We start from the raw sequence: 23,214 nt of genomic DNA on the forward strand, positions 1-23,214 counted from the left end.
CAGTCTTCTCTCGGTCTCGATGTGGGTGCGACTACCAGCGGTAGTGCGCGAAGGCCTTGTTGGACTCGGCCATCTTGTGCGTGTCCTCACGCTTCTTGACCGAAGCACCGAGGCCGTTCGAGGCGTCCAGGAGCTCGTTCATGAGGCGCTCGGTCATGGTCTTCTCGCGACGGGCGCGGGAGTAACCCACGAGCCAGCGCAGCGCGAGCGTGGAGGCGCGACCGGGCTTGACCTCGATCGGCACCTGGTAGGTGGCGCCACCGACACGGCGGGACTTGACCTCGAGGGACGGCTTCACGTTCTCGAGGGCGCGCTTCAGCGTGATGACCGGGTCGTTGCCGGTCTTCTCGCGGAGGCCTTCCATGGCGCCGTAGACGATGCGCTCGGCGGTGGAGCGCTTGCCGTTCAGCAGAATCTTGTTGATGAGCGAGGTCACCAGAGGAGAACCGTAGACCGGGTCGATGATGACCGGGCGCTTCGGGGCGGGGCCCTTACGAGGCATTCTTACTTCTCCTTCTTGGCGCCGTAGCGGCTGCGGGCCTGCTTGCGGTTCTTGACACCCTGGGTGTCGAGCGAGCCGCGGATGATCTTGTAGCGAACACCCGGCAGGTCCTTCACACGGCCACCACGCACGAGCACGATGGAGTGCTCCTGCAGGTTGTGTCCCTCACCCGGGATGTAAGCCGTGACCTCGATCCCGCTGGTCAGACGCACACGCGCGACCTTGCGGAGGGCCGAGTTCGGCTTCTTCGGGGTGGTCGTGAACACACGCGTGCAGACGCCGCGGCGCTGAGGGGAACCCTCGAGTGCGGGCGTCTTGTTCTTCTCGACCTTGTCCTGCCGGCCCTTGCGGACCAGCTGCTGGATCGTAGGCACTACTTCTCCGGTTTCTGTGTGCCGTGTAGTAAAGCTAACCTGGAACGTTGCCGACCCACGCGGTCGGGTGTGTCGAATACTGCGGACTTCCGCCGCGAGGCGGAAATGGGCGCAGATTGCGGTGGCCGATGCTCGACTCGCCGTGCGGTTGAGGACACGCACAGGAGCCCAGGCACACCCCAGGCACAAGGTCTGAGCGTACCTACCGTATGGAGCTGGGTCAAAACAAATGACCTCGCCCGCCAGGCCCCGGCCGGCCTGTGCGAAAGCCCCTCGACCCGGGCCCGGGTCCGGCCGGGCGGGGGCGCCGTCTCAGGGGTGGTCGCCCGGCCTCCGGCGGCGCGCCGGCAGCCGCGGAATCGTGGGGACGCGGGAGCTGCGGGACTTGGCGACCAGCTTGGGCGCGCCGGCCCCGGCGCGGGAGGCGTCCGGGGCCTGATGCTGTACGTCGTCCTCGGGCGCGCGGGCCTGGTCCGGGACCTGGCGGTCGGGGCGGTCGCGGGGGTGCCGCGAGCCCTGGGGAGCCGTGGCGCCGTCCGGTGCCGCCGCGTCGGCGTTCGTTGCGCGCGAGCGCGAAGACGTGGGGGCCGGGTCCCTCCCGGCGTCGTCGGACGCGCTGCCGCGCCCCCGCTTTCCGCGGGCGGCCGAGGCGCTCACTTCGGCGCCGGGTCCGGGGGATTCCGGCGGGGTGTCCGGCCCGGCCTCGGCGGATTCGCCGCCTTCCGCCGGGCCCTCGCCCTGCGGGAAGGGGATGACCGCCGCCTGGCCCGGCGTACGGCCGACCAGCCGCAGGCGGCGGGACTGGGCGATGCGGCGCGCCTCCTCCAGGACGGGTTCGTACTCGTCGGCGGCGTCACGCCAGCCGTTGACGTACGCCTGGAACTCGCGGCGCGCCAGCTCCTCGCGCAGCAGGACCACGACCTCGTCGGGCGCGTGGCCCTCCAGGTAGCGGCCGAGGGTGGCGAGCAGGGCCGGCAGGTCGTCGGCCGGCTCGGGGAGTCCGCGGACGGGACCCCTGCCGGCCTTGGTCGGGCCGGCCTCGTCGTCGCACGGGTCGCCGGTCGGCCGGGAGCACCCCTCGCCCTCGACCATGACACTCTCTTTCGCAACCCGTCGCCGTCGGTTCCGCCGAAGACGCCGGTTCACGCTCCGCGCCGACGACGCCCATACCTACGGCGGTGCCCCCGGAGGCTCGGCCGCCGCCGGGGCAATGAGCCTGCGAAATCGTGGGGACAGGCGCGAACAAGCTTACGAGAAAGCGTACTCAGGCCTCACGGACACCCTTCGCGTCCGCCTGCCGGGCCCCCGGGTGCCCCTCTCTCTCGGGGCGGCCGGCGGGCCACTCCGGGAGGAACTGCCCGGCCACCCGGATGAACATGTCGCGCTGGTCGGGCGGGATGCCGAGCCCGGCCGCGGCCTGTTCGAGGGTGAGGGAGGGGGCTGCCGCCTCCTCGGCGGGCGGCACGTCACCGGGCAGGCCGGGCAACGGCAGGTCCTCCTCGGTGAGCCTGCCGGACTTGATCAGCATGTCGCGCACCGGGACGCGGAGCACGTGGGCGAGACGCCGCATGGTCTCCAGGTCCGGCATGCTCTGGCCCTGGAGCAGGCGGGTGATGGCCGCCCGGTGCACACCGGCCTCGTCCGCGAGGCGGGATTTTCCACCGCCGCGCGGGCTGTCGATGTCGTACCCCTGCCGCCGGATCACCCCTTCGATCCAGGCCGTGAACTCTTCCAGTTCGCTGACGGACATGGGTACGCCCTCCCTTCGAGGCGGCCACCAGACTATCGCGCTTGCGCGCACGGATTGCGCGCTTACGCGCACGCAATTGTGAAGGTTGCGTCGAGAAGTGGATATGCCCGCTTTCACTTTTAGTTGCGCGCTCGCTCGCAACATGTCAGTGTGCTGCCTCGCAACATACGTTTCGCTCACGCGTTCGCAGCGCACCAGGGGGGCCGCCGTCATGTCCGTACCGCCGTTCAACGCCCGTTCGTCGTCGTCCGCCGCGGAGCTGCGGGAGTACCTCGGGTGGCGGATGGACGCCGCCTGCGCGGGCCTGCCGCCGCAGGTCGTCTTCGCCCGGCGGCCGGCCGACGCGGCGCCCGCGCTGCGGGCGTGTGCGCGCTGCCGGGTGACGCGGGAGTGCGAGGAGACCGTGGACCCGTCCCGTACGTGGTTCGACGGCGTCAGCGCCGGGCGGCTGTGGCACAACGGGCGGCCGGTCGACCTGAACCGCGGCAACCGGGCCCGCGCCCAGGCCGCCTGACCTCCGCCGCAGCGCAAGACCCGCACCCGCGCCCGCACCACGCACCTCACGCGCCGCCGGAAGCGACCAGAACCGCCGAGCCGGCCGCAGCCACCCCTTACGTCCGCCACCGTCACGCCGGACCCGGGCACCTCCCGGTCGGTCCGCGCCGGCGGTCGCTCCGCGCCGACGCCCTCGCGGGCGCCCCGCAGGAGGGAGCACTCCATGTCCGCTCACCAGCCCACCACCACCCCCACCCCCGCCGCCGCCGCCGACGTCGTACGGGATGCCGCACTGTGGACCGCCATGCTGGTCCGCCAGTTCCCGGAACTGCTCACCGAACTGGCGCCGTCGCCGGGTCGCGGCGCCGCGCCCGGCGACCGTCCGGCCCCCGGGGCCGCGCAGCTCGCCGCCCGCGCCGCCCGGCTGCGCGCCGAGCGGCAGGAGGCGCTGCTGAACGAGCAGCGGCACGGCCTGTCCGTACCGGGCCACGTCGCCTCCCCCATCCGCCTCCACGTGTCCGACGCGATCCGGGACATCACCGACGGCGTGGTCGAACTGGAGGAGGCGGTGTACGACCGGCTGGGCCTGGGCCGGCCGCGCCGGGCCGACGTCGCGCAGCGGCTGCGGCGCATCACGGGGCTGCTCGGCCTCATCGCCGTCGACCCCACGCTCGCCGGCCACGTACGGGACGAGATGCGCCGCATGGCGAGGCGCTGCGCGCGGGCCCTGGGCGAGGCCGAGACGATGGTGCGCGTGTCCGGGCGCTGCCCGTGGTGCGACTCGGTGTCGCTGCGGGCGTTCCCGACGAGCCGGGCCGTGGTGTGCGTCAACCCCGGGTGCCGGTGCGGCCTGCCGGACTGCGACTGCGTGAGCGACCCGGCGTTCCGGCACCTGTGGGCGGAGGACGCCTGGCAGGACCTGGCCCGGGCGGCGGAGGTCGGCGTGGCGGAGATCGCCGCGCACATGGACGAGGCCGCGCCGGCGGCGGTGACCGCCGCGGTGCGCGACGGAGGTGCCCGATGAGCCGTACGCCGACCATGCCCCGCGTCCCGGTCCCGGTCCCGGCCGGAGCCGCGCTCGTCACCGGGCAGATGGCCGCGCAGGAGGCGGGGGTCGTGCCCACCACCATCCGCAAGTGGGTGCAGCTCGGGCACCTGGCCCCCGCGGGGCGGCAGGGCCGGGCGCAGCTCTACCGGCTGGAGGACGTCTTCGCCGCCGAGCGCTCCACGCGCCGCAAGCCGCGGACCGACCGGGCCTGAGCCGCACGTCGTACAGACGTCGTACGAGCGTCGAACGAACGGACGCCGGGGCGGCCACTCCTTCAAGGGAGTGGCCGCCCCGGCGTCTTCGTGCGTTCGGCCTGCGCGTCCCGGCTCGTCAGCCGTGTTCGCCGTCTTCCGCCCGGTCCGGCGGGCCGGGGATGCGCACCACGGACGCGTGCTGCGCGGGCATCTGCTGCGCGGGCGCGGGCGGCTCGGGGGTCAGCGTGGCCACGGCCTCCTGCCAGCCGCTGGAGAAGCCGCGCAGTTCGGCGTCGACCGTGAGGCGCGCGCCGACCTTGGCGATGACGGCGGTGAGGGCGCGCCCCACCCCTCCGGTGTACGTCCCCGCCGCGGCGCTCTCGACCGCGACCTCGACGACGGCGGCGGCGACATCGGCCAGTCGGTCCTGCGGGCTGTTCCTCATCGGCCCTCACCGCCGGCCGCCCGCCCGCTCCTCGTGTTCGTCTCCTGCACGCCCCACCACTCCTCACGCCCGCCCGGGTGCTCCGTACCTTCCGCGTCCGCGTCCGATCGACTCTTCTCGAACTCATGTTCGGTTAGCGAGCGTAGCGCAGATGAGGGAGGTCGCGGCGGACATACGGAGCGCGCGCCGCCGGAGCCCGGAGCAAGTTGGTTGCGGAGCCCGCGGGGCTCGATCACACTTGGAGCAGCGGCAGAGCTGCGCCCTCCACCAGGGCGGCGGTCCTGCCGCTTCGTGTTTTCCGCACACCTCTCCCGAAGGGAGCGTCCATGTGAGCCCTCTCGCCTTCCCCGACGCGGAACGACTCGTGGTCGACCACCTCAAGAACCGGGCGGAACTGACCGGTGTCGTGGTCGACAACCGGCCGCCCGCCGGATTCGACGGCACCCAGAAGGCCGTCCTCGTCTCCCGCGTCGGCGGCGCCTGGGTGGACGACCTCCACCTCGACCATCCGCTGCTCGACCTGGAGGTCTACGGGCCGGACAAGACCACCGCCCACACGGTGGCGCTCACCGCGCGCGCCGCACTGCTCGAAGCCGCCGGCACGGTGTACGGCGGCGCCGCCGTCACCGAGGTGGCCGAGGCGGACGGCCCGCGCTGGCTGCCCGACTACAACCGGCCGAACGCCAACCGCTACCTGTCGACGGTCCGGCTCTCCATCCGGCCCGCGTAACAGGACCGCGTAACAGGCAACACCGCAGCACCAGCACCACCCATGAACAGGCCCTGCCGCACCCGCGGCGGGGCCTTCTTCCTATCCGCAGCACCCTTCACTGAGGAGTTCTCATGCCCGCCAACAACGGAAACCAGATCCGCGTCGCCGGCACCGGCCGCATCCTCGTCGCCGCCGCCGGCGCCACCGGCCCGGCCGCGCCGAAGCACACCGCCGACGAGTGGGTGACCGGCTGGACCGAGCTCGGCTACACCAGCACCGACGGCATCAAGTTCAACAAGAAGGACAAGATCGACCCGGTCGACACCTGGCAGTCGGTCAGCCCGGCCCGCTTCATCTACTCGGACCGCGACCTGACGGTGAAGTTCCAGCTCCTGCAGTTCAACAAGGACACGCTGCCGTTCTTCATGGGCGGCGGCGCGGTCACCGCGGTGACCGCCACCGGGGCCGTCGACACCTACTCGTACGCGATGGGCGCCGAGCCGCAGAAGGACGAGCGCCAGCTCGGCATCGAGTTCAAGGACGGCTCGGACGTCACGTACCGCTTCATCATCCCGCGCGGCCAGGTCACGGAGACCGAGGAGATCGGCCTGACGCGCACCGGGGCGCTGAAGCTCGGCATCACCTTCACCGCCCTCGCGCCGGAGGGCAGCTCCACGCTGGCGACCTGGATCATGAAGGACAAGTCGTACGCGTAAGGGAGCGGCGCTCCCCCGGCGCCCGCCCCTCCCCCACGCCGGTGTCCGGCGCGCGGTCCCCCGTGGCCGCGCGCCGGGCGCCGGCGCCTTCGTTTCCCCCTTTCATCCCTCAAAGGAGCCCACGCATGTCCTCCTTCAACGTCAACGCCGCCCGCGCCCAGCGCCTGGAAGCACTCGGCCGTGCCTGGAGCTTCGAGCTCGACGACCAGACCTTCCAGCTGCCGACCGAGCTGTCCCGCTCCACCGCCCGCAAGCTGCGCGAACTCGACGACAACGACGTCGACGGGCTGCTGCGGCTGCTCCTGGGCGAGCAGCAGTACGCCCGCTTCGACCGCCTCGAGGTCACGATGCAGGACATCGCGGCGATCCTGGAGGCGTACGGCAAGGAGACGGGGCTCGGCCTGGGGGAAGGCTGAGCCTCGGCGTGCTCGTCGAGGAGCACGCCGAGGCCCTGGAGGCCGACCTGCTGCGCCACTACGGCGTGGACCTGCTCGACTGGCACCGCGGCCGGCTCTCCTCGCGCCGGCTCGCGGTGCTGGTCCGGCACATGCCGCGTGACAGCGCGCTCGCGCGCGCGACGCACGGCGAGGCGGCGGAGTGGGGCGTGAGCGACTACCTGCTCGCCGCCGCGGTGGACCATCTCGCCGAGTCCAACTGGATGTTCGCCACGGTCAACCAGGACGAGGACGCGGAGCCGCTGGAGTACCCGAAGCCGGTACCGCGGCCCGACGACAGCGACGGCGGGGAGGCCGAGGAGTCCGCCCCGCCGGAGGTCGTCGGCCCGACTCCGGAGGAGATCAGCCGCTTCTTCGCCTGACCCGGCCCGACGCGGACCTCGGCCGCCGGGCGCCCGGTGCGCGTCAGCTCTCGAACATCCCGACGGCCAGAAAGGCGCCGCCGAGAATCCCCAGGACGAGCTGTACGAAGAGATAGGCGCCGATGCTCACACCCGCCCAAGGAACCGGGCGCCTCAACTCGTACTGAGTGCGCGAACGCTTCGGGCGCTTCGGGTCGTAGACCACGGACACCTTCCGGCCCCGCTCCGGTACCGGCAGGGGATAGGGCTTCTGCCGGTATTCGTAATGCGACACCCCGGCGCTGTCGACATAACGGTACGCGCACGCCCAGAGCCCGTTGTTCCGGAAGGCTCGATCGCACGTCGCTTCCACCGGCACCCCCTTGCGGCGCAAGCGCAGGTGCACATAGAGCGAAGCCGCGGCCACGGGTGCGACGACCACGGCGGGCGAGAGCAGCAGAAGCCATGCGATCCACGGTCCGACGGACATGGTCTCCCCGAGGAAACGGCGGGCGTCAACCTCCCGCAACGGAAATAGAGGAAAAATGCCGCAACAAGGATCAGATAAACCGGTACTCGGCACCCCGCCATGGATCGATCCCAATGAGTCGCTGCGCTACAAGGAGATGTACCGCGAGCTCAGCCACACTGTCAACGGCTTGGCCACGAGTCTGGCCGTCATCAAATTCGACGTCACAGCGCTCGCCCTGGGGCTCACCGTGGTGAAGGCGGATTTCACGCTCTTCAAGGTGGACGAGAAGGGCATGACCTTCCGCGGAAAGCAGATCGCCACCTTCCCGTGGGCCGACCAGAAAAAGCACCTGGAAAACCGCATCGAACAGGCGGAGAGAACGGAACACAAGAAACTCAAGGCGCTCAACGAGGAGGTGGAGAAGCTCAAGGCGATCCGTCAGCGCGTAGACGAGAAGAACACCGAGGCACGGGCGTCGAAGGACAAGACCGTCGTCTACGAGACGCGCGCCGAACTGAGCAAGCTGATGCGCGATGCGGAGCGCACCGAAAAGCGCATACGCGAGAAGGTGGCCGAACTCGGCAAGACGAACGCCTTGCAGATGAAGCTCAACCGGATCAAGGAAATGGAGAAGAAGGCGGAAGAGGCCCGTAAAAACGTGGCGACGGACGCTCGCAAGACTCGGTCGGAAATGAACGGCCTCATACGCGAGATGCGCTCGGTACAGAACGGACTGCGCAACTTGTCCGGCTCCCTCTGATCAGGAAAGGTGGCACCCGACGTGTCATTGACCAGCAAGCTGCGCAGTGCGGCTTCGGCGACCCAGCGGTTGTCCCAGGTACTGGCGCAGGGCGGCAAAGCCGTCTCCGGCATGAAGACTTCGGCCCAACAGGGCACCGACGCCGTGGCGAAGCTGCGCGGCGGCGCCGACAAGGCCGGCTCGTCCCTCGGCAAGCTCCGCACCTCCGCGAACAATGGCAACAGCGCCGTCGGCAAGCTCCGGACCGGCCTGAACAACGCCAACACCTCCTTCGGCAAGGCCAAGGGCGGCACGGACAAGTTCAAGACCTCGCTCGACAAGCTCAAGGGCTCCGCCGACAAGGCGAAGAACGCCCTGCGTGACGTCAAGCGCCAGGCGGACGCCGTCGAGAAGTCCGTCGGCAAGGCCGGCAAGAACGCGGACAAGACCGGCAAGACCATGGGCGGCGGGCTCACCAAGGGCCTCAAGGGCGCGAGCCTCGCGCAGAAGGGCCTCAACCTGGCCATGGCGGCCAGCCCGTTCGGCCTCATCATGACGCTGCTCGCCCCGCTCATCGCCAAGTTCGTCAACGTCGACAAGATCGTCGCCGTCGTCACCAAGGGCTTCAAGTCCGGCATGAAGGCGATCCAGAACGCGGTGTCGACGGCGATCAGGGTGATCACGCCGATCCTCAAGGGCGTCGGCAACGTCATGCTCGCCCCCTTCCGAGCCTTCGCCACCGCCATCAACACCATCATCGGCGCGCTCAACGGCTTCAAGGTCTCGATCCCGAGCTGGGTGCCGAAGTTCGGCGGCAAGAGCTTCTCCATCAACCTGCCGAAGATCCCCGTCCCCCACCTCGCCAAGGGCGGCATCGTCCAGCCCCGCAACGGCGGCACCCTCGCCGTGATCGGTGAGGCCGGCGAACACGAGGCCGTCATCCCGCTCAGCAAGCTGGAGCGCATGATCGGCCCCGGCGGCAGCCGCGCCCAGATCGCCCGGCTCGCCGAGGCGGTCGAGCGGCTCGCCGACCGGCCCGTCCACGTCCAGGTCGACGGCCAGACCATCGCCCGCGCCGTGATCGCCGGCCACCGCCAACTCGCCCGCCGCTAGGTCGTGTCCGCACGGCCCCGGTAGTCACGACCAAGGAAGGAGGCACGTCCCATGCCAAGGAATCTCTGGGTCGGCCTGCCCGGACAGCTCCGGGAGATCAGCCAGGCGGCCACCGCCTTCGAACGCGGAGCGGACCTCGGCGTCTCCCAGTTCACCTCGCTGAGCGGCCAGATCACCACGATCGCGCCCAGGCGCGCCCCCCGCCGGATCAAGCTCACCTTCGACCGGCTCTCGCAGGACGACGCGACCCACCTGGACCGGCTGGCCCGCCGCATCGACGGCCCCGGCCCCGTCGACCTGCTCGACCCGGTGACGCGCAACCTGCTCGACCCGCTCCAGGCGGAGGGGCGCATCGCGTCCAGCAACCCGTACAGCGTCTGGTACACCTCCGTCAGCGGCAGCGGCAGGCTCGAGCTGTCGACGGCCGCCGGGGCGCTGCCCCAGACGTACGTCTGGAAGGCGGAGACCACCACGGCGCAGCTGAACTGGCAGCGCCGACCCCGGGCCGGCTTCCCGGTCGTGCCCGGCATGCGGGTGCGGTTCACCCTCCCGAAGTCGTGGCGGGTCGGCCCCTGCGCGACCCGCCTGCACTGGCGCGACGCGGCGGGCACCTATCTGTCGTCCGCGGCCGACACCGGGCACACCCTCGTGGCGACGGTCCCCGCGGGTGCCGCGCTGGTCACCCCGTCGGGGGTCGCCGGCGAGATCGGGACGTACGGTCTCGACGGTGCCGTCCTGACCATCGACGACGACCACGTGCCCACCGCCCCGGTGAACCTGCTCTCCGCCGACCAGGCCGCCGGCAAGGGGGCGCTGACGCAGTGGTCGGCGACGGGCATCACCCTGTCGACGGACGCCTCGGGGTACGCGGTCGCCTCCCTGGCCGCGTCCACCGCCGGAACGCTGACCTTCGTCAACGGCGCCCAGAAGGGGCACGCGCTGCCGCCGGGGGCCGGGCTGGTCGGCCTGGTGCTGCCCTCCGCGGTCCGCACCCGCGCCCAGAGCCTCGCGCTCACCTTCCACGACGCCGCCGGCGCGTCCCTGGCGACCGTCACCGGCTGGGCCCCGGCGGCCGTGCCGGCCGGTGCCACCCACGTCTCGGCCACGGTGTCCTTCGCCTCGGCGGCCACGGCGTTCCAGTCGCGGATCGGCCCGGCGAAGCTGCTGCACATCGACCCCACGGTGCCCCAGCTGCCGGGCGACGGGTGCCCGGTGATGGCCGTCACGGCCTTCACCGACTCCCCGGCCCGCCCGCTGCCGTACCGCAACGTCTCCATCGAACTGGCGGAGGTGGCCGGTGCGAGCAACTGACGAGAAGCTGACCGGCACGCTCGAGTCCGGCTCACGCGTCACGAACCACACCACCCGCCTCGGCGGCCAGGACGTGTCCGAGCAGGTCCAGTCGTGGCAGCTGGAGCGCAGCTTCAGCACCGATCTGCCGGACGCCATGCGCGCGTTCTCCGGCAGCTCCTCGGCGCAGCTGCAGCTCCAGCTGTCCGGCACCGGCGGCAAGTCGGCGCCCGCGCTGTACTCGCCGTGGGCGCCGCGCTCGACCGGTGACATCGCCCGACCGGGCCAGTCCGTGGTCCACCTGTACGGCACCGACGCCGGCGTCCTGCCCGCCTTCCGCGGCACCCTGCGCAACCGGTCCGCCGCCTCCGGCACGGACAGCGTGCAGCTGACGGCGCTCGACGGCGCGGAGCGGCTGCACGGCCCCGCCGAGCTGCCCAAGCCGTACGCCGGGTTCTACTGGAGGCGTCCGGTGGCCACCGCCACCTGGTGCGTCGACGAGCTGCTGCGGCAGGCCGGCGTCCACTCCTGCCCGCCGCCGCGCTACCCCGAGTTCGACCCGGACGCGCCGCTCACCCTGGTGTACGCCTCGCTGCACGGCGGGTTCGCCGCGACCTACGGCCAGCCGGAGGTCGTGCCCGACCCGCGGCACTACAGCTGGACCCGGCAGGGCGCCCCGCACGAGATGGCCCTCGTGCCGCACGCCGCCGCGCCGGACACCAACGCGATGACCGCCACCTGGTTCCCCCGCAGCCGGGTCACCGTTCCGGGCAGCCGGCTGTTCGCCGAGGCGTGGGTGAACAGCGCGGTCGGCTTCGGCAGCACCGTCGCCCTGGAGCTGGACCTCAACCGCACCGGCACCCAGACCGGCCGGCTGCGGCTGGCCGTCGACTTCTCGACCGGCCAGGTGTTCATGCACTCCGGGACCCGGGAAGGCGGCGGCTACTACTACTCCTGGGGTGTCTCGGCACTCAAGGAGAAGCCCGGTGTCTGGCACATCGGCGGCCTGTTCGACACCACGTCGACCGGGACGTCCGTGCAGCCGACCGTGCAGCCGTTCCTGACCGCGCCGGACGGGACGCACTACCCGTGCAAGCCGGTGACCTTCTCGCACGCCTCGTCCGAGCAGCCGGCCGCCGAGCTGTACCAGCTGCGGCTGGTGACGCAGCTCGCCGCCGAGGCGGTCCAGCTCACCAGCGGGCTGCCCGGCACGCCCACGGCCACGGAGTTCGACCAGAAGACGTGGGTCAAGGAAGCCGAACTGGACGACGCGGTCCTCCCGCTGTACGCGGTCCCGCGCGTGTCCGGCTCCCAGTGGGACGTGATCACGCAGATCGCCAAGGCGAGCATGTCGACGGCCGAGTTCGACGAGCGGGGCATCTTCCACTGGCGCAACTACACGCGCTTCGCGAAGGCCCCGACGTCGGCCGACCTGACCCTGACGTCGGTACGGGACATCGCGGCGCTCACCGTCACGGAGGAGATCGACGCCTGCCGCAACTACTGCGTCCAGCCGTTCAAGGACTGGTCGTCGGTGAAGGTCACCAGCGGTACGACCTACAACGACACCGTGGTGCGCGAGGTCCCCGGCAACAGCTCGGTGACGCTGAAGTACGTACTCGCCGAGGAGGAGTTCGACGTCGGTCCGCCGAACGTCGACGACGACCAGAGCGTCGCCCCCGGCTTCTCGGTGCGCTTCGCGGCCTCCAACGCGGCCGGCGCGGACGCCGTCAAGGGAGCCGTGGACATCCTCGCGCGGCGGGAGGAGGGATGCCTGGTCCTGCGGTTCACCAACCGCACCGGTCGGCGCCTGTACACGGTGACGGAGGACGGCAAGCCGTCCGTCCACATCCAGACGCTCAAGCCGTCGACCGAGGCGGTGGAGCGGCGGGCGACCTCGTGGATCTCCGGCAGCACCAGCGAGAGGTACCACGGGCGCCAGGAGTTCTACGCCGAGGCCAGCGACTGGATCCAGGACTACCGGGCGGCGCAGGAACTCGCCGACGCGATGCGGGTGGCGGGCCAGTACCCGGTGCCGGTGCTCGGCGAGGTGGAGGTGCTGTACGACCCGCGCATCCAGCTCGGTGACGTCGTACGCGTCGTGGACTCCACCGGCGCGGCGCTGGACACCCTCGCCTGGGTCGTCGGGATCAAGACCGGCTCCACGGCCGCCGGAACCGTACAGCAGACCCTGACGCTGCGCGGCACCAGGACGAACGGCATCCCGGCGGACGCCGGGCTGACGCCCGACACCGCCTCCGACCGCACCCCCGTCCCGGCGGGCGCCACCTACGCGGCCGTCGCCGCCGCCCATCCCACGCTGGGAGACCTCGCCGCCAGCGGTCTGACCTGGCGGCAGGTCAAGGAGAACTCGTGATGACCGAGAACACCGACACCGCGCCGGACCCGGTGGAGATCAGCACCGAGGCGCCGGGAGACCCGACCCACCCGATCGAGGTGCTCCTGGAGGAGCACGACCCGACCCCCGCTCCCCCGCCCCCCGTCCCGGAGGCCCCGGAGCCCGGACCCGACACCGCACCCGCCGTCCCCGTCTCCGGCGGTGGCCAGGAGGAGATCGCATGACCACCCAGTACACCCAGCTCAGCAACCTCCCCTACCCGCAGCCGAGCGACCCGGCCGACCTGCCCGCGCACCTCCAGTCGCTCGCCCAGACGCTGGACGGGCGCGCGGTGATGCGGTTCGGCACCGCCTCCGAGCGGGACACCAAGGTCACGGCGCCGGTGGCCGGGATGGTGGCGTGGATCGCCTCGCCGGGGCGCCTGATGTACTACACGGGCTCCGCCTGGGCGCCCGTCGGTCCGGTGCCGGTCTTCCGGGTCAACCTCGACGGCGGCAACACCACCAGCACCACCTGGGTCGAGACCCTGACCGGCGCGACGGGCGATCCGATGAACGCCACGTTCACCGTGCCCGCCTCGGGCCAGGTCATCATCACCGTGGGCTGCTACATGCACGGCACCGCCACCAATGTCGGCTGCTACATGTCGGCGAACGTCCGCAACTCCGCCGGGACCGTGGTGGTCGGAGCGTCCGACGACCGGGCGGCGCTGGTCAACACCCCCAACCGGTCCTCCGTCTCGACGCAGTTCCTGATCAGCGGCCTGGCCGTCGGTACGACGCACACCGCCACGCCCGCCTACCGGACGGCGAACTCGACGAGCACCGGCAACTACGACACCCGCTTCATCCGCATCGACCCGGTGATGTGACTCCCGCGGCCGCCGGCCCCCCCCCGCGCGCGGCCGGCGGCCCCCGGGGCCACCGGGCTCGCACGCCCCGCCCCCGCACGACGAGGAGACCCAAGCATGGCAACTCCCCTCTCCCCCGACCGGCTCCTCGCCGCCCTGCGCGCCGAGGGCGTCCGCGTCGTGGAACACCCCGGCTGGCGCACCCGCAACCGGAACCACAAGGGCGCCTGGGGGCCGGTGCACGGCGTGATCGTGCACCACACCGTCTCCAGCGGGTCCGCCGCCTCCGTGGCGCTGTGCCGCGACGGCTACGCCGCCCTGCCCGGCCCGCTCTGCCAGGCCGTCATCGACAAGGAGGGCACGGTCCACCTGATCGCCAACGGCCGCGCCAACCACGCCGGTACCGGCGACGGCGACGTCCTGCGCGCGGTCAGGGCGGAGACCGCCCCGCCGCCGGCGGCCGCCCAGGACACCGACGGCAACGCCCACTTCTACGGCTTCGAGTGCGTCAACCTCGGCGACGGCAAGGACCCCTGGCCGGCCGCCCAGCTGGACGCCATCGAGCGGGCCTCCGCCGCCCTGTGCCGCGCCCACGGCTGGTCGGCCGGCTCCGTGATCGGCCACAAGGAGTGGACCCGCACCAAGACGGATCCGCGCGGCTTCGAGATGCGTACGATGCGCTCCCGCATCGCCGCGCGGCTCGGGAAGCCGGCCGGCGGCCCGGGCACCCCGACCCGTCCGGGCACCCCCGCCACGCCCCGCTACCAGCCCTTCCCCGGCTCGTCGTTCTTCACCTCCGCCACCAGCTCCCCGGTGATCACCGCCATGGGCCGCCGGCTGGTCGCCGAGGGCTGCTCGGCGTACGCCGTCGGCCCCGGCCCGCGCTGGTCGGAGGCCGACCGCCGCAGTTACGCGAAGTGGCAGCGCAAGCTCGGCTTCACCGGCTCCGACGCCGACGGAGTGCCGGGCCGCGCCTCCTGGAACGCCCTGAAGGTCCCCTACACCCGCTGAGGAGCCCCCGATCATGACCGACGCCGCCAAGCGCACGGCCCGAACCATCCTCCAGACCGCCGTGGGCATCGCCGTCGTCCTGCCCGCGATCGTGGACGCCTCCGGTGTCCCCGCGACCCTCCCCTGGGTCGCCGGCGCCCTCGCCGTCGCCGGCGCGCTCGCGCGAGTCATGGCCCTGGAGGCCGTACAGCAGCTGCTGCCGTCCTGGCTGAGCAGCCCCTCGCCGGGAGCCGCCGATGACCGAGACTGACCGGAACGACCCCGTCGCGGTCGCCCTCGAACTGGAACGGCTGCGCGGCACGCTCGAAGCCGGGTTCGCCCGCGCCGACGGCTCACTCGCCCTGCTGGTCCAGCGCAGCGACCAGACCGACAAGCAGCTCGCCGACCACGAGGCCCGCCTCGACGCGCTGGAACGCACCCGCTGGCCCCTGGCCAGCGTCACGGCGCTCACCGCCGGAGCCGGTTTCACCCTCGCCCTGTGGCAGGCGGCGGGCCGCTAGGGAACGCAGGAAACGCCGAAGGGCGGCCACCCCGTACGCAACGGGGTGACCGCCCTTCGGTCGATCAAGCGACTCGCTTACTGGTTGTACGGACCGTAGTCGTAGTCCTCCAGCGGAACGGCCTGGCCGGAGCCGGTGCCGAACGGCGAGTAGTCGATGTCGTCGTAGCCGACGGCCGAGTACATCGCGGCCTTGGCCTCCTCGGTCGGCTCGACCCGGATGTTGCGGTAGCGGGACAGGCCCGTACCGGCCGGGATGAGCTTACCGATGATGACGTTCTCCTTGAGGCCGATCAGGGAGTCGGACTTGGCGTTGATCGCCGCGTCCGTCAGGACCCTGGTCGTCTCCTGGAAGGAGGCCGCGGACAGCCACGACTCCGTCGCCAGCGACGCCTTGGTGATACCCATCAGCTGCGGACGGCCGGAGGCCGGGTGGCCGCCTTCCTGGACCACACGACGGTTCTCGGACTCGAACTTCGACCGCTCGACGAGCTCGCCCGGCAGCAGCTCCGCGTCGCCGGACTCGATGATCGTCACGCGGCGCAGCATCTGCCGGATGATGATCTCGATGTGCTTGTCGTGGATCGACACGCCCTGCGAGTTGTACACCTTCTGGACCTCGCCGACCAGGTGGACCTGGACGGCACGCTGACCCAGGATGCGCAGCACGTCGTGCGGGTTGGTGGCACCCGCGGTGAGCTTCTGGCCCACCTCGACGTGGTCGCCCTCGGAGACCAGGACCTTGGCGCGCTTCGAGATCGGGTAGGCCGTCTCGTCGCTGCCGTCGTCCGGAGTGACGACGATCTTCTTCGTCTTCTCCGTCTCCTCGATCCGCACGCGGCCGGAGGCCTCGGAGATCGGGGCGACACCCTTCGGCGTACGAGCCTCGAAGAGCTCGACGACACGGGGCAGACCCTGGGTGATGTCGTCACCGGCCACACCACCGGTGTGGAAGGTACGCATCGTCAGCTGGGTACCGGGCTCACCGATGGACTGGGCGGCGATGATGCCGACCGCCTCACCGATGTCGACCAGCTTGCCGGTGGCGAGCGAACGGCCGTAGCAGAAGGCACAGGTGCCGACCGCGGACTCACAGGTCAGGACCGAGCGGGTCTTGACCTCCTCGACGCCCGCGTTGACCAGCGCGTCGATCAGGACGTCACCCAGGTCGACGTTGGCCGGCGCGATGACCTTGCCGTCCACCACGACGTCCTCGGCGAGCATCCGCGCGTACACGGACGTCTCGACGTCGTCCGCCTTGCGCAGCACGCCGTCCTCGCCGCGCTCGGCGATCCGCAGCTTGAGGCCGCGCTCGGTGCCGCAGTCCTCCTCGCGGATGATGACGTCCTGCGAGACGTCCACCAGACGACGGGTGAGGTAACCCGAGTCGGCGGTACGCAGGGCGGTGTCGGCCAGGCCCTTACGGGCACCGTGGGTGGAGATGAAGTACTCCAGCACCGACAGGCCCTCACGGAAGGACGCCTTGATCGGACGCGGGATGGTCTCGTTCTTCGCGTTCGACACCAGACCACGCATACCGGCGATCTGCCGCATCTGCATCATGTTTCCTCGGGCACCCGAGTCAACCATCATGAAGATGGGGTTGGTCTTGGGGAAGTTCGCGTTCATCGCCTCGGCGACCTCGTTGGTCGCCTTGGTCCAGATCGCGATGAGCTCCTGCGTGCGCTCTTCCTTGGTGATCAGACCGCGCTCGTACTGCTTCTGGACCTTCTCGTCCTGCTCCTCGTACCCCTTGACGATCTCCTTCTTCGCCTCGGGAACGACGACGTCGGAGATGGCCACGGTGACGCCGGAACGGGTCGCCCAGTAGAAGCCGGCCGCCTTCAGGTTGTCGAGCGTCGCCGCCACGATGACCTTGGGGTAGCGCTCGGCGAGGTCGTTGACGATCTCGGAGAGCTGCTTCTTGCCGACCGAGTAGTCGACGAAGGGGTAGTCCTCGGGCAGCAGCTCGTTGAAGAGCGCGCGGCCCAGGGTCGTCCGCAGACGGAACGAGTCACCCTGCTGCCACTCGGGCTCGCCCTCCTCCGCCACCGGCGGGGTCCAGCCACGCGGCGGGACGGTGCCGATCGGGAAGCGGATGTCGACCTTCGCCTGGAGCGAGAGCTCGCCCATGTCGAACGCCATGATCGCTTCGGCGGAGGAGTTGAAGGCGCGGCCCTCACCCTTGACCTCGCGCTCCTCCTCGTCCGTGGTCAGGAAGAAGAGGCCCAGCACCATGTCCTGGGTCGGCATGGTGACCGGACGGCCGTCGGCCGGCTTGAGGATGTTGTTCGAGGACAGCATCAGGATGCGGGCCTCGGCCTGCGCCTCCGCGGAGAGCGGCAGGTGGACGGCCATCTGGTCACCGTCGAAGTCCGCGTTGAACGCGGTGCAGACGAGCGGGTGAATCTGGATGGCCTTGCCCTCGACCAGCTGCGGCTCGAAGGCCTGGATGCCGAGGCGGTGCAGCGTGGGCGCACGGTTCAGCAGCACCGGGTGCTCGGCGATGACCTCTTCGAGGACGTCGTACACGACGGTGCGGCCGCGCTCGACCATGCGCTTGGCCGACTTGATGTTCTGCGCGTGGTTCAGGTCGACCAGGCGCTTCATCACGAACGGCTTGAAGAGCTCCAGCGCCATGGCCTTGGGCAGACCGCACTGGTGCAGCTTCAGCTGCGGGCCGACGACGATGACGGAACGCGCCGAGTAGTCGACTCGCTTACCGAGCAGGTTCTGACGGAAGCGACCCTGCTTGCCCTTCAGCATGTCGCTGAGGGACTTCAGCGGGCGGTTACCGGGACCGGTGACCGGGCGGCCGCGGCGGCCGTTGTCGAACAGCGCGTCGACGGCCTCCTGCAGCATCCGCTTCTCGTTGTTCACGATGATCTCGGGGGCACCGAGGTCAAGGAGACGCTTGAGGCGGTTGTTGCGGTTGATGACACGGCGGTACAGGTCGTTCAGGTCGGAGGTCGCGAAGCGGCCACCGTCCAGCTGCACCATCGGACGCAGGTCCGGCGGGATCACCGGGACGCAGTCCAGCACCATGCCCTTGGGGCTGTTGCTGGTCTGCAGGAAGGCGGAGACGACCTTCAGGCGCTTGAGCGCACGGGTCTTCTTCTGGCCCTTGCCGGTACGGATGATCTCGCGGAGACGCTCGGCCTCCTCCTCGAGGTCGAAGGACTCCAGGCGCTTCTGCAGCGCCGCGGCACCCATCGAACCGTCGAAGTACGTGCCGAAGCGGTCACGCAGCTCGCGGTAGAGCAGCTCGTCACCCTCCAGGTCCTGGACCTTGAGGTTCTTGAAGCGGTTCCACACCTCGTCGAGACGGTCGATCTCGCGCTGGGCGCGGTCGCGCAGCTGCTTCATCTCGCGCTCGGCACCCTCGCGCACCTTGCGGCGCACGTCGGCCTTGGCGCCCTCGGCCTCCAGCTCGGCCAGGTCGGTCTCGAGCTTCTTGGCGCGGGCCTCGAGGTCGGCGTCGCGGCGCTGCTCGATCTGCTGGCGCTCGACGGAGACATGGGCCTCCAGCGAGGGCAGGTCGCGCGTGCGGCGCTCCTCGTCGACGTACGTGATCATGTACGCCGCGAAGTAGATGACCTTCTCCAGGTCCTTCGGGGCGAGGTCCAGCAGGTAGCCCAGGCGGGACGGCACGCCCTTGAAGTACCAGATGTGGGTGACGGGAGCGGCCAGCTCGATGTGGCCCATCCGCTCACGGCGCACCTTGGCGCGGGTGACCTCGACGCCACACCGCTCACAGATGATGCCCTTGAAGCGGACGCGCTTGTACTTGCCGCAGTAGCACTCCCAGTCCCGGGTCGGACCGAAGATCTTCTCGCAGAAGAGTCCGTCCTTTTCGGGCTTCAGGGTGCGGTAGTTGATGGTCTCCGGCTTCTTGACCTCGCCGTGGGACCACTGACGGATGTCGTCCGCGGTGGCCAGGCCGATCCGCAGCTCGTCGAAGAAGTTGACGTCGAGCACTATGCGTCAATCCCTCTCAGGGTTTGAGTCTCAATCATGGTCTGTACGGGTCCGGGGCAGGGCCGGGGCCTCACGAGGAGGCCCCGACCAGACCCGTCAGACCTCTTCGACGCTGCTCGGCTCGCGCCGGGACAGGTCGATGCCAAGCTCTTCCGCAGCGCGGAAGACGTCCTCGTCGGTGTCGCGCATCTCGATGGACATGCCGTCCGAGGACAGCACCTCCACGTTGAGGCACAGGGACTGCATCTCCTTGATGAGCACCTTGAAGGACTCCGGGATGCCGGGCTCGGGGATGTTCTCGCCCTTGACGATCGCCTCGTAGACCTTCACGCGGCCGGTGACGTCGTCGGACTTGATGGTCAGCAGCTCCTGGAGGGCGTACGCGGCGCCGTAAGCCTCCAGCGCCCACACCTCCATCTCACCGAAGCGCTGGCCACCGAACTGAGCCTTACCACCCAGCGGCTGCTGGGTGATCATCGAGTACGGACCGGTCGAACGCGCGTGCAGCTTGTCGTCGACCAGGTGGTGGAGCTTGAGGATGTACATGTACCCGACCGAGATCGGGTCCGGGAACGGCTCGCCGGAGCGGCCGTCGAACAGCCGGGCCTTACCGGTCGGCAGCACCATCCGGTCCCCGTCGCGGTTCGGGATGGTGTGCTGCAGCAGACCGGCCAGCTCGTCCTCACGCGCACCGTCGAAGACGGGGGTGGCGACGTTGGTACCGGGCTCGACCTTGTCGGCGCCGATGGCCTGGAGGCGCTGCGCCCACTCGTCCGCGAGGCCGGAGACGTCCCAGCCGCGGCTGGCGAGCCAGCCGAGGTGGATCTCCAGGACCTGTCCCGGGTTCATTCGGGACGGGACACCCAGCGGGTTGAGGATGATGTCGACCGGAGTTCCGTCCTCGAGGAACGGCATGTCCTCGATGGGCAGGATCTTGGAGATGACACCCTTGTTGCCGTGACGGCCGGCGAGCTTGTCACCGTCGGTGATCTTGCGCTTCTGCGCGACGTACACGCGCACCAGCTGGTTCACACCGGGGGGAAGCTCGTCGCCCTCCTCGCGGTCGAAGACGCGTACGCCGATGACCTTGCCGGTCTCGCCGTGCGGCACCTTCAGCGAGGTGTCACGGACCTCACGGGCCTTCTCACCGAAGATCGCGCGGAGCAGGCGCTCCTCCGGGGTCAGCTCGGTCTCGCCCTTGGGCGTGACCTTGCCGACGAGGATGTCGCCGGCGACGACCTCGGCACCGATACGGATGATGCCGCGCTCGTCGAGGTCGGCGAGGACCTCCTCGGAGACGTTCGGGATGTCCCGGGTGATCTCCTCGGGGCCGAGCTTGGTGTCACGGGCGTCGACCTCGTGCTCCTCGATGTGGATCGAGGAGAGGACGTCGTCCTGCACGAGGCGCTGCGACAGGATGATCGCGTCCTCGTAGTTGTGACCCTCCCACGGCATGAACGCCACGAGCAGGTTCTTGCCCAGCGCCATCTCGCCGTTCTCGGTGGCCGGACCGTCGGCGAGGACCTGGCCCTCGACGACCCGGTCACCCTCGGAGACGACGACCTTCTGGTTGACCGAGGTGCCCTGGTTGGAACGGGCGAACTTGGCCAGGCGGTACGTGATGTACGTGCCGTCGTCGTTGGCGACGGTGATGTAGTCCGCGGAGAGCTCCTGGATCACACCGTCCTTCTCCGCCTTGACGACGTCGCCGGCGTCGGTGGCACAGCGGTACTCCATGCCGGTGCCGACGAGCGGGGCCTCCGCCTTGATGAGCGGAACGGCCTGGCGCATCATGTTCGCGCCCATGAGGGCACGGTTGGCGTCGTCGTGCTCGAGGAACGGGATCATGGCGGTCGCGACCGACACCATCTGGCGCGGCGAGACGTCCATGTAGTCCACGTCGTCGGGCGCGACGTAGTCGACCTCGCCGCCACGGCGGCGGACCAGCACGCGGGCCTCGGCGAACCGGAGCTCGTCGGTCAGCGGCGCGTTGGCCTGGGCGATGACGAAGCGGTCCTCCTCGTCGGCGGTCAGGTAGTCCACCTCGTCGGTGACCTGGCCCTCGACGACCTTGCGGTACGGCGTCTCGACGAAGCCGAAGGCGTTGACCCGGCCGTACGAGGCGAGCGAACCGATCAGACCGATGTTCGGGCCTTCAGGGGTCTCGATCGGGCACATGCGTCCGTAGTGGGACGGGTGCACGTCTCGGACCTCGAAGCCGGCCCGCTCACGGGACAGACCACCCGGGCCGAGCGCGGACAGACGACGCTTGTGCGTCAGCCCGGACAGCGGGTTGTTCTGGTCCATGAACTGCGACAGCTGGCTGGTGCCGAAGAACTCCTTGATGGAGGCGACGACCGGCCGGATGTTGATCAGGGTCTGCGGCGTGATCGCCTCGACGTCCTGGGTCGTCATGCGCTCGCGCACGACGCGCTCCATACGAGCCAGACCCGTACGGACCTGGTTCTGGATGAGCTCGCCGACGTTGCGCAGACGACGGTTGCCGAAGTGGTCGATGTCGTCCGTCTCGACCACGATGGTCGAGCCGTTCTCACCGACGGTCTCGGTCTCGCCCGCGTGGAGCTTCACCAGGTACTTGATCGTCGCGATGATGTCGTCGACGGTCAGGACCCCGGCGTCCAGCGGCTCGTCCGCACCGAGCTTCTTGTTGACCTTGTAGCGGCCGACCTTGGCCAGGTCGTAACGCTTCGGGTTGAAGTAGAGGTTCTCCAGAAGCGTCTGGGCGGCCTCGCGCGTCGGCGGCTCGCCCGGGCGCAGCTTGCGGTAGATGTCGAGCAGCGCGTCGTCCTGGCCCTGGGTGTGGTCCTTCTCCAGGGTGGCGCGCATGGACTCGTACTCGCCGAACTCCTGCAGGATCTGCTCGGTGGTCCAGCCGAGCGCCTTCAGGAGGACGGTCACGGACTGCTTGCGCTTGCGGTCGATGCGGACACCGACCATGTCGCGCTTGTCGATCTCCATCTCCAGCCAGGCACCCCGGGACGGGATGATCTTGGCGGAGAAGATGTCCTTGTCGGACGTCTTGTCGATGGAGGAGTCGAAGTACACACCCGGCGAGCGGACGAGCTGCGACACCACGACACGCTCGGTGCCGTTGATGACGAAGGTGCCCTTGTTGGTCATGAGCGGGAAGTCGCCCATGAAGACCGTCTGGGACTTGATCTCGCCGGTCTCGTTGTTGGTGAACTCGGCCGTGACGAAGAGCGGCGCGGCGTAGGTGAAGTCGCGCTCCTTGCACTCGTCGATGGAGTTCTTCGGAGGCTCGAAGCGGTGGTCGCGGAAGGTCAGCGACATCGACCCGGAGAAGTCCTCGATCGGCGAGATCTCCTCGAAGATCTCCTCCAGACCGGACTTGGTGGGGACGTCCTGTCCGGACTCCAGAGCCGCCTCGACACGAGCCTTCCAGGCGGCGTTGCCGAGCAGCCAGTCAAAGCTCTCGGTCTGCAGCGCGAGGAGGTTCGGAACCTCGAGGGGCTCCTTGATCTTTGCAAAGGAGATGCGCAGCGGGGCGGTGCTTGCGCCGTTGTTCGTATTCGCGGTCGAGGCGTTGCGCGAGGCGGCCAAGAGGGGGTCCTTCCGAGGGCTCGGACTCACTACGCGCGTACCGGTCCCCCACAGGACACGAGGACGAATTTTCCTGATGTCAGCCAAAAGGCCTGGTCAGGACAGTCGGACTCTGTGCTCTTGCGAGGGTATGCCCCTGGTGACGGGCAGGGAGCAGCTAACAGGCAGCGCAAAGGGTCAGTGTAGCCACTTGGCCCACTGATGTCCAGGGCGAGTAAATCGCGACCCTCGTTCTTCTCAACTCCCGGCACCTCGCGCTGTCGGCGCACATCGATACTGCCCGTTCGCC

Annotated in this window: 24 protein-coding genes; 16 read left to right on the forward strand and 8 right to left on the reverse strand. The window is 70.0% G+C overall.

Going from position 1 to position 23,214, the window contains the following annotated elements; genetic code table 11:
- Positions 1-31 precede the first annotated feature (31 nt).
- From rpsG to ACIRNI_RS23745, 4 genes are all read right to left on the reverse strand, one after another.
- Complete coding sequence (rpsG, locus tag ACIRNI_RS23730; RefSeq protein ID WP_031076642.1) at positions 32-502, reverse strand: 30S ribosomal protein S7; 471 nt, start codon at positions 500-502, stop codon at positions 32-34.
- Between the two features lie 2 nt (positions 503-504).
- Entirely contained in the window at positions 505-876 is a 372-nt protein-coding gene (rpsL, locus tag ACIRNI_RS23735) for a 30S ribosomal protein S12 (RefSeq protein WP_003948652.1), read from the reverse strand.
- A gap of 312 nt (positions 877-1,188) precedes the next feature.
- The gene (locus tag ACIRNI_RS23740; protein ID WP_403554042.1) at positions 1,189-1,968 is read right to left on the reverse strand and encodes a hypothetical protein; all 780 of its coding nucleotides are present in this window, start codon (positions 1,966-1,968) and stop codon (positions 1,189-1,191) included.
- 172 nt (positions 1,969-2,140) lie between these two features.
- A complete protein-coding gene (locus ACIRNI_RS23745) occupies positions 2,141-2,626 on the reverse strand; it encodes a helix-turn-helix transcriptional regulator (RefSeq protein ID WP_403554043.1) in 486 nt (161 codons plus the stop codon).
- 211 nt (positions 2,627-2,837) lie between these two features.
- On the opposite strand from ACIRNI_RS23745, the gene ACIRNI_RS23750 reads away from it, so the two are divergent.
- The 3 genes from ACIRNI_RS23750 (at position 2,838) to ACIRNI_RS23760 (ending at position 4,381) form a co-directional block, all read left to right on the forward strand.
- Positions 2,838-3,140 (forward strand): WhiB family transcriptional regulator, encoded by a 303-nt coding sequence (locus ACIRNI_RS23750; protein ID WP_403554045.1) that lies wholly within the window; start codon positions 2,838-2,840, stop codon positions 3,138-3,140.
- 204 nt (positions 3,141-3,344) lie between these two features.
- A complete protein-coding gene (locus ACIRNI_RS23755) occupies positions 3,345-4,145 on the forward strand; it encodes a hypothetical protein (RefSeq protein WP_403554047.1) in 801 nt (266 codons plus the stop codon).
- 14 nt (positions 4,146-4,159) lie between these two features.
- Positions 4,160-4,381 carry a hypothetical protein gene (locus ACIRNI_RS23760; protein WP_403554135.1) on the forward strand — a complete coding sequence of 74 codons (222 nt, stop codon included), beginning with the start codon at positions 4,160-4,162 and terminating at the stop codon, positions 4,379-4,381.
- Positions 4,382-4,499: 118 nt separating this feature from the next.
- Here ACIRNI_RS23760 and ACIRNI_RS23765 read toward each other — a convergent pair whose 3' ends face one another.
- Positions 4,500-4,808, reverse strand: coding sequence for a hypothetical protein (locus ACIRNI_RS23765; protein WP_403554049.1), 309 nt, complete (start codon positions 4,806-4,808; stop codon positions 4,500-4,502).
- Between the two features lie 328 nt (positions 4,809-5,136).
- Here ACIRNI_RS23765 and ACIRNI_RS23770 point away from each other — a divergent pair, with 328 nt between their 5' ends.
- From ACIRNI_RS23770 to ACIRNI_RS23785, 4 genes are all read left to right on the forward strand, one after another.
- A complete protein-coding gene (locus ACIRNI_RS23770) occupies positions 5,137-5,538 on the forward strand; it encodes a hypothetical protein (protein WP_355361779.1) in 402 nt (133 codons plus the stop codon).
- A gap of 113 nt (positions 5,539-5,651) precedes the next feature.
- Positions 5,652-6,236 carry a phage tail protein gene (locus ACIRNI_RS23775; RefSeq protein ID WP_403554051.1) on the forward strand — a complete coding sequence of 195 codons (585 nt, stop codon included), beginning with the start codon at positions 5,652-5,654 and terminating at the stop codon, positions 6,234-6,236.
- 125 nt (positions 6,237-6,361) lie between these two features.
- A complete protein-coding gene (locus ACIRNI_RS23780) occupies positions 6,362-6,652 on the forward strand; it encodes a hypothetical protein (protein ID WP_355361775.1) in 291 nt (96 codons plus the stop codon).
- 65 nt (positions 6,653-6,717) lie between these two features.
- The gene (locus ACIRNI_RS23785; protein ID WP_403554137.1) at positions 6,718-7,053 is read left to right on the forward strand and encodes a hypothetical protein; all 336 of its coding nucleotides are present in this window, start codon (positions 6,718-6,720) and stop codon (positions 7,051-7,053) included.
- Between the two features lie 43 nt (positions 7,054-7,096).
- Here the strand turns inward: ACIRNI_RS23785 and ACIRNI_RS23790 are convergent, their stop codons facing one another.
- Positions 7,097-7,522 (reverse strand): DUF3592 domain-containing protein, encoded by a 426-nt coding sequence (locus ACIRNI_RS23790; protein WP_403554052.1) that lies wholly within the window; start codon positions 7,520-7,522, stop codon positions 7,097-7,099.
- Positions 7,523-7,577: 55 nt separating this feature from the next.
- Between ACIRNI_RS23790 and ACIRNI_RS23795 the strand changes: the two genes are divergently transcribed.
- The 9 genes from ACIRNI_RS23795 (at position 7,578) to ACIRNI_RS23835 (ending at position 15,366) form a co-directional block, all read left to right on the forward strand.
- The gene (locus ACIRNI_RS23795; protein WP_403554054.1) at positions 7,578-8,264 is read left to right on the forward strand and encodes a hypothetical protein; all 687 of its coding nucleotides are present in this window, start codon (positions 7,578-7,580) and stop codon (positions 8,262-8,264) included.
- 21 nt (positions 8,265-8,285) lie between these two features.
- Positions 8,286-9,356, forward strand: coding sequence for a hypothetical protein (locus tag ACIRNI_RS23800; RefSeq protein ID WP_403554056.1), 1,071 nt, complete (start codon positions 8,286-8,288; stop codon positions 9,354-9,356).
- Between the two features lie 51 nt (positions 9,357-9,407).
- Positions 9,408-10,667, forward strand: coding sequence for a hypothetical protein (locus ACIRNI_RS23805; protein WP_403554058.1), 1,260 nt, complete (start codon positions 9,408-9,410; stop codon positions 10,665-10,667).
- Complete coding sequence (locus ACIRNI_RS23810) at positions 10,654-13,023, forward strand: hypothetical protein (protein ID WP_403554059.1); 2,370 nt, start codon at positions 10,654-10,656, stop codon at positions 13,021-13,023. Before ACIRNI_RS23805 ends, ACIRNI_RS23810 begins: the two co-directional genes overlap by 14 nt.
- Complete coding sequence (locus ACIRNI_RS23815) at positions 13,023-13,229, forward strand: hypothetical protein (protein ID WP_403554061.1); 207 nt, start codon at positions 13,023-13,025, stop codon at positions 13,227-13,229. The genes ACIRNI_RS23810 and ACIRNI_RS23815 overlap by 1 nt, the downstream gene beginning before the upstream one ends.
- On the forward strand, positions 13,226-13,876 hold the full coding sequence (locus ACIRNI_RS23820; RefSeq protein ID WP_403554063.1) for a hypothetical protein: 651 nt from the start codon (positions 13,226-13,228) through the stop codon (positions 13,874-13,876). Before ACIRNI_RS23815 ends, ACIRNI_RS23820 begins: the two co-directional genes overlap by 4 nt.
- Before the next feature lie 96 nt (positions 13,877-13,972).
- Positions 13,973-14,866: a peptidoglycan-binding protein gene (locus ACIRNI_RS23825; RefSeq protein WP_403554065.1), complete on the forward strand. Its 894-nt coding sequence runs from the start codon at positions 13,973-13,975 to the stop codon at positions 14,864-14,866.
- Between the two features lie 13 nt (positions 14,867-14,879).
- A complete protein-coding gene (locus ACIRNI_RS23830) occupies positions 14,880-15,116 on the forward strand; it encodes a hypothetical protein (RefSeq protein WP_355366733.1) in 237 nt (78 codons plus the stop codon).
- Entirely contained in the window at positions 15,103-15,366 is a 264-nt protein-coding gene (locus ACIRNI_RS23835; protein WP_355366730.1) for a hypothetical protein, read from the forward strand. The genes ACIRNI_RS23830 and ACIRNI_RS23835 overlap by 14 nt, the downstream gene beginning before the upstream one ends.
- 77 nt (positions 15,367-15,443) lie before the next feature.
- Here ACIRNI_RS23835 and ACIRNI_RS23840 read toward each other — a convergent pair whose 3' ends face one another.
- Together ACIRNI_RS23840 and rpoB are read right to left on the reverse strand one after the other, a co-directional pair.
- A complete protein-coding gene (locus tag ACIRNI_RS23840) occupies positions 15,444-19,343 on the reverse strand; it encodes a DNA-directed RNA polymerase subunit beta' (RefSeq protein WP_403554067.1) in 3,900 nt (1,299 codons plus the stop codon).
- A gap of 96 nt (positions 19,344-19,439) precedes the next feature.
- A complete protein-coding gene (gene rpoB, locus ACIRNI_RS23845; RefSeq protein ID WP_355366724.1) occupies positions 19,440-22,925 on the reverse strand; it encodes a DNA-directed RNA polymerase subunit beta in 3,486 nt (1,161 codons plus the stop codon).
- Between the last annotated feature and the right edge of the window lie 289 nt (positions 22,926-23,214).

The organism is Streptomyces sp. NPDC093546, assembly GCF_044765045.1.
Lineage (GTDB): Bacteria > Actinomycetota > Actinomycetes > Streptomycetales > Streptomycetaceae > Streptomyces.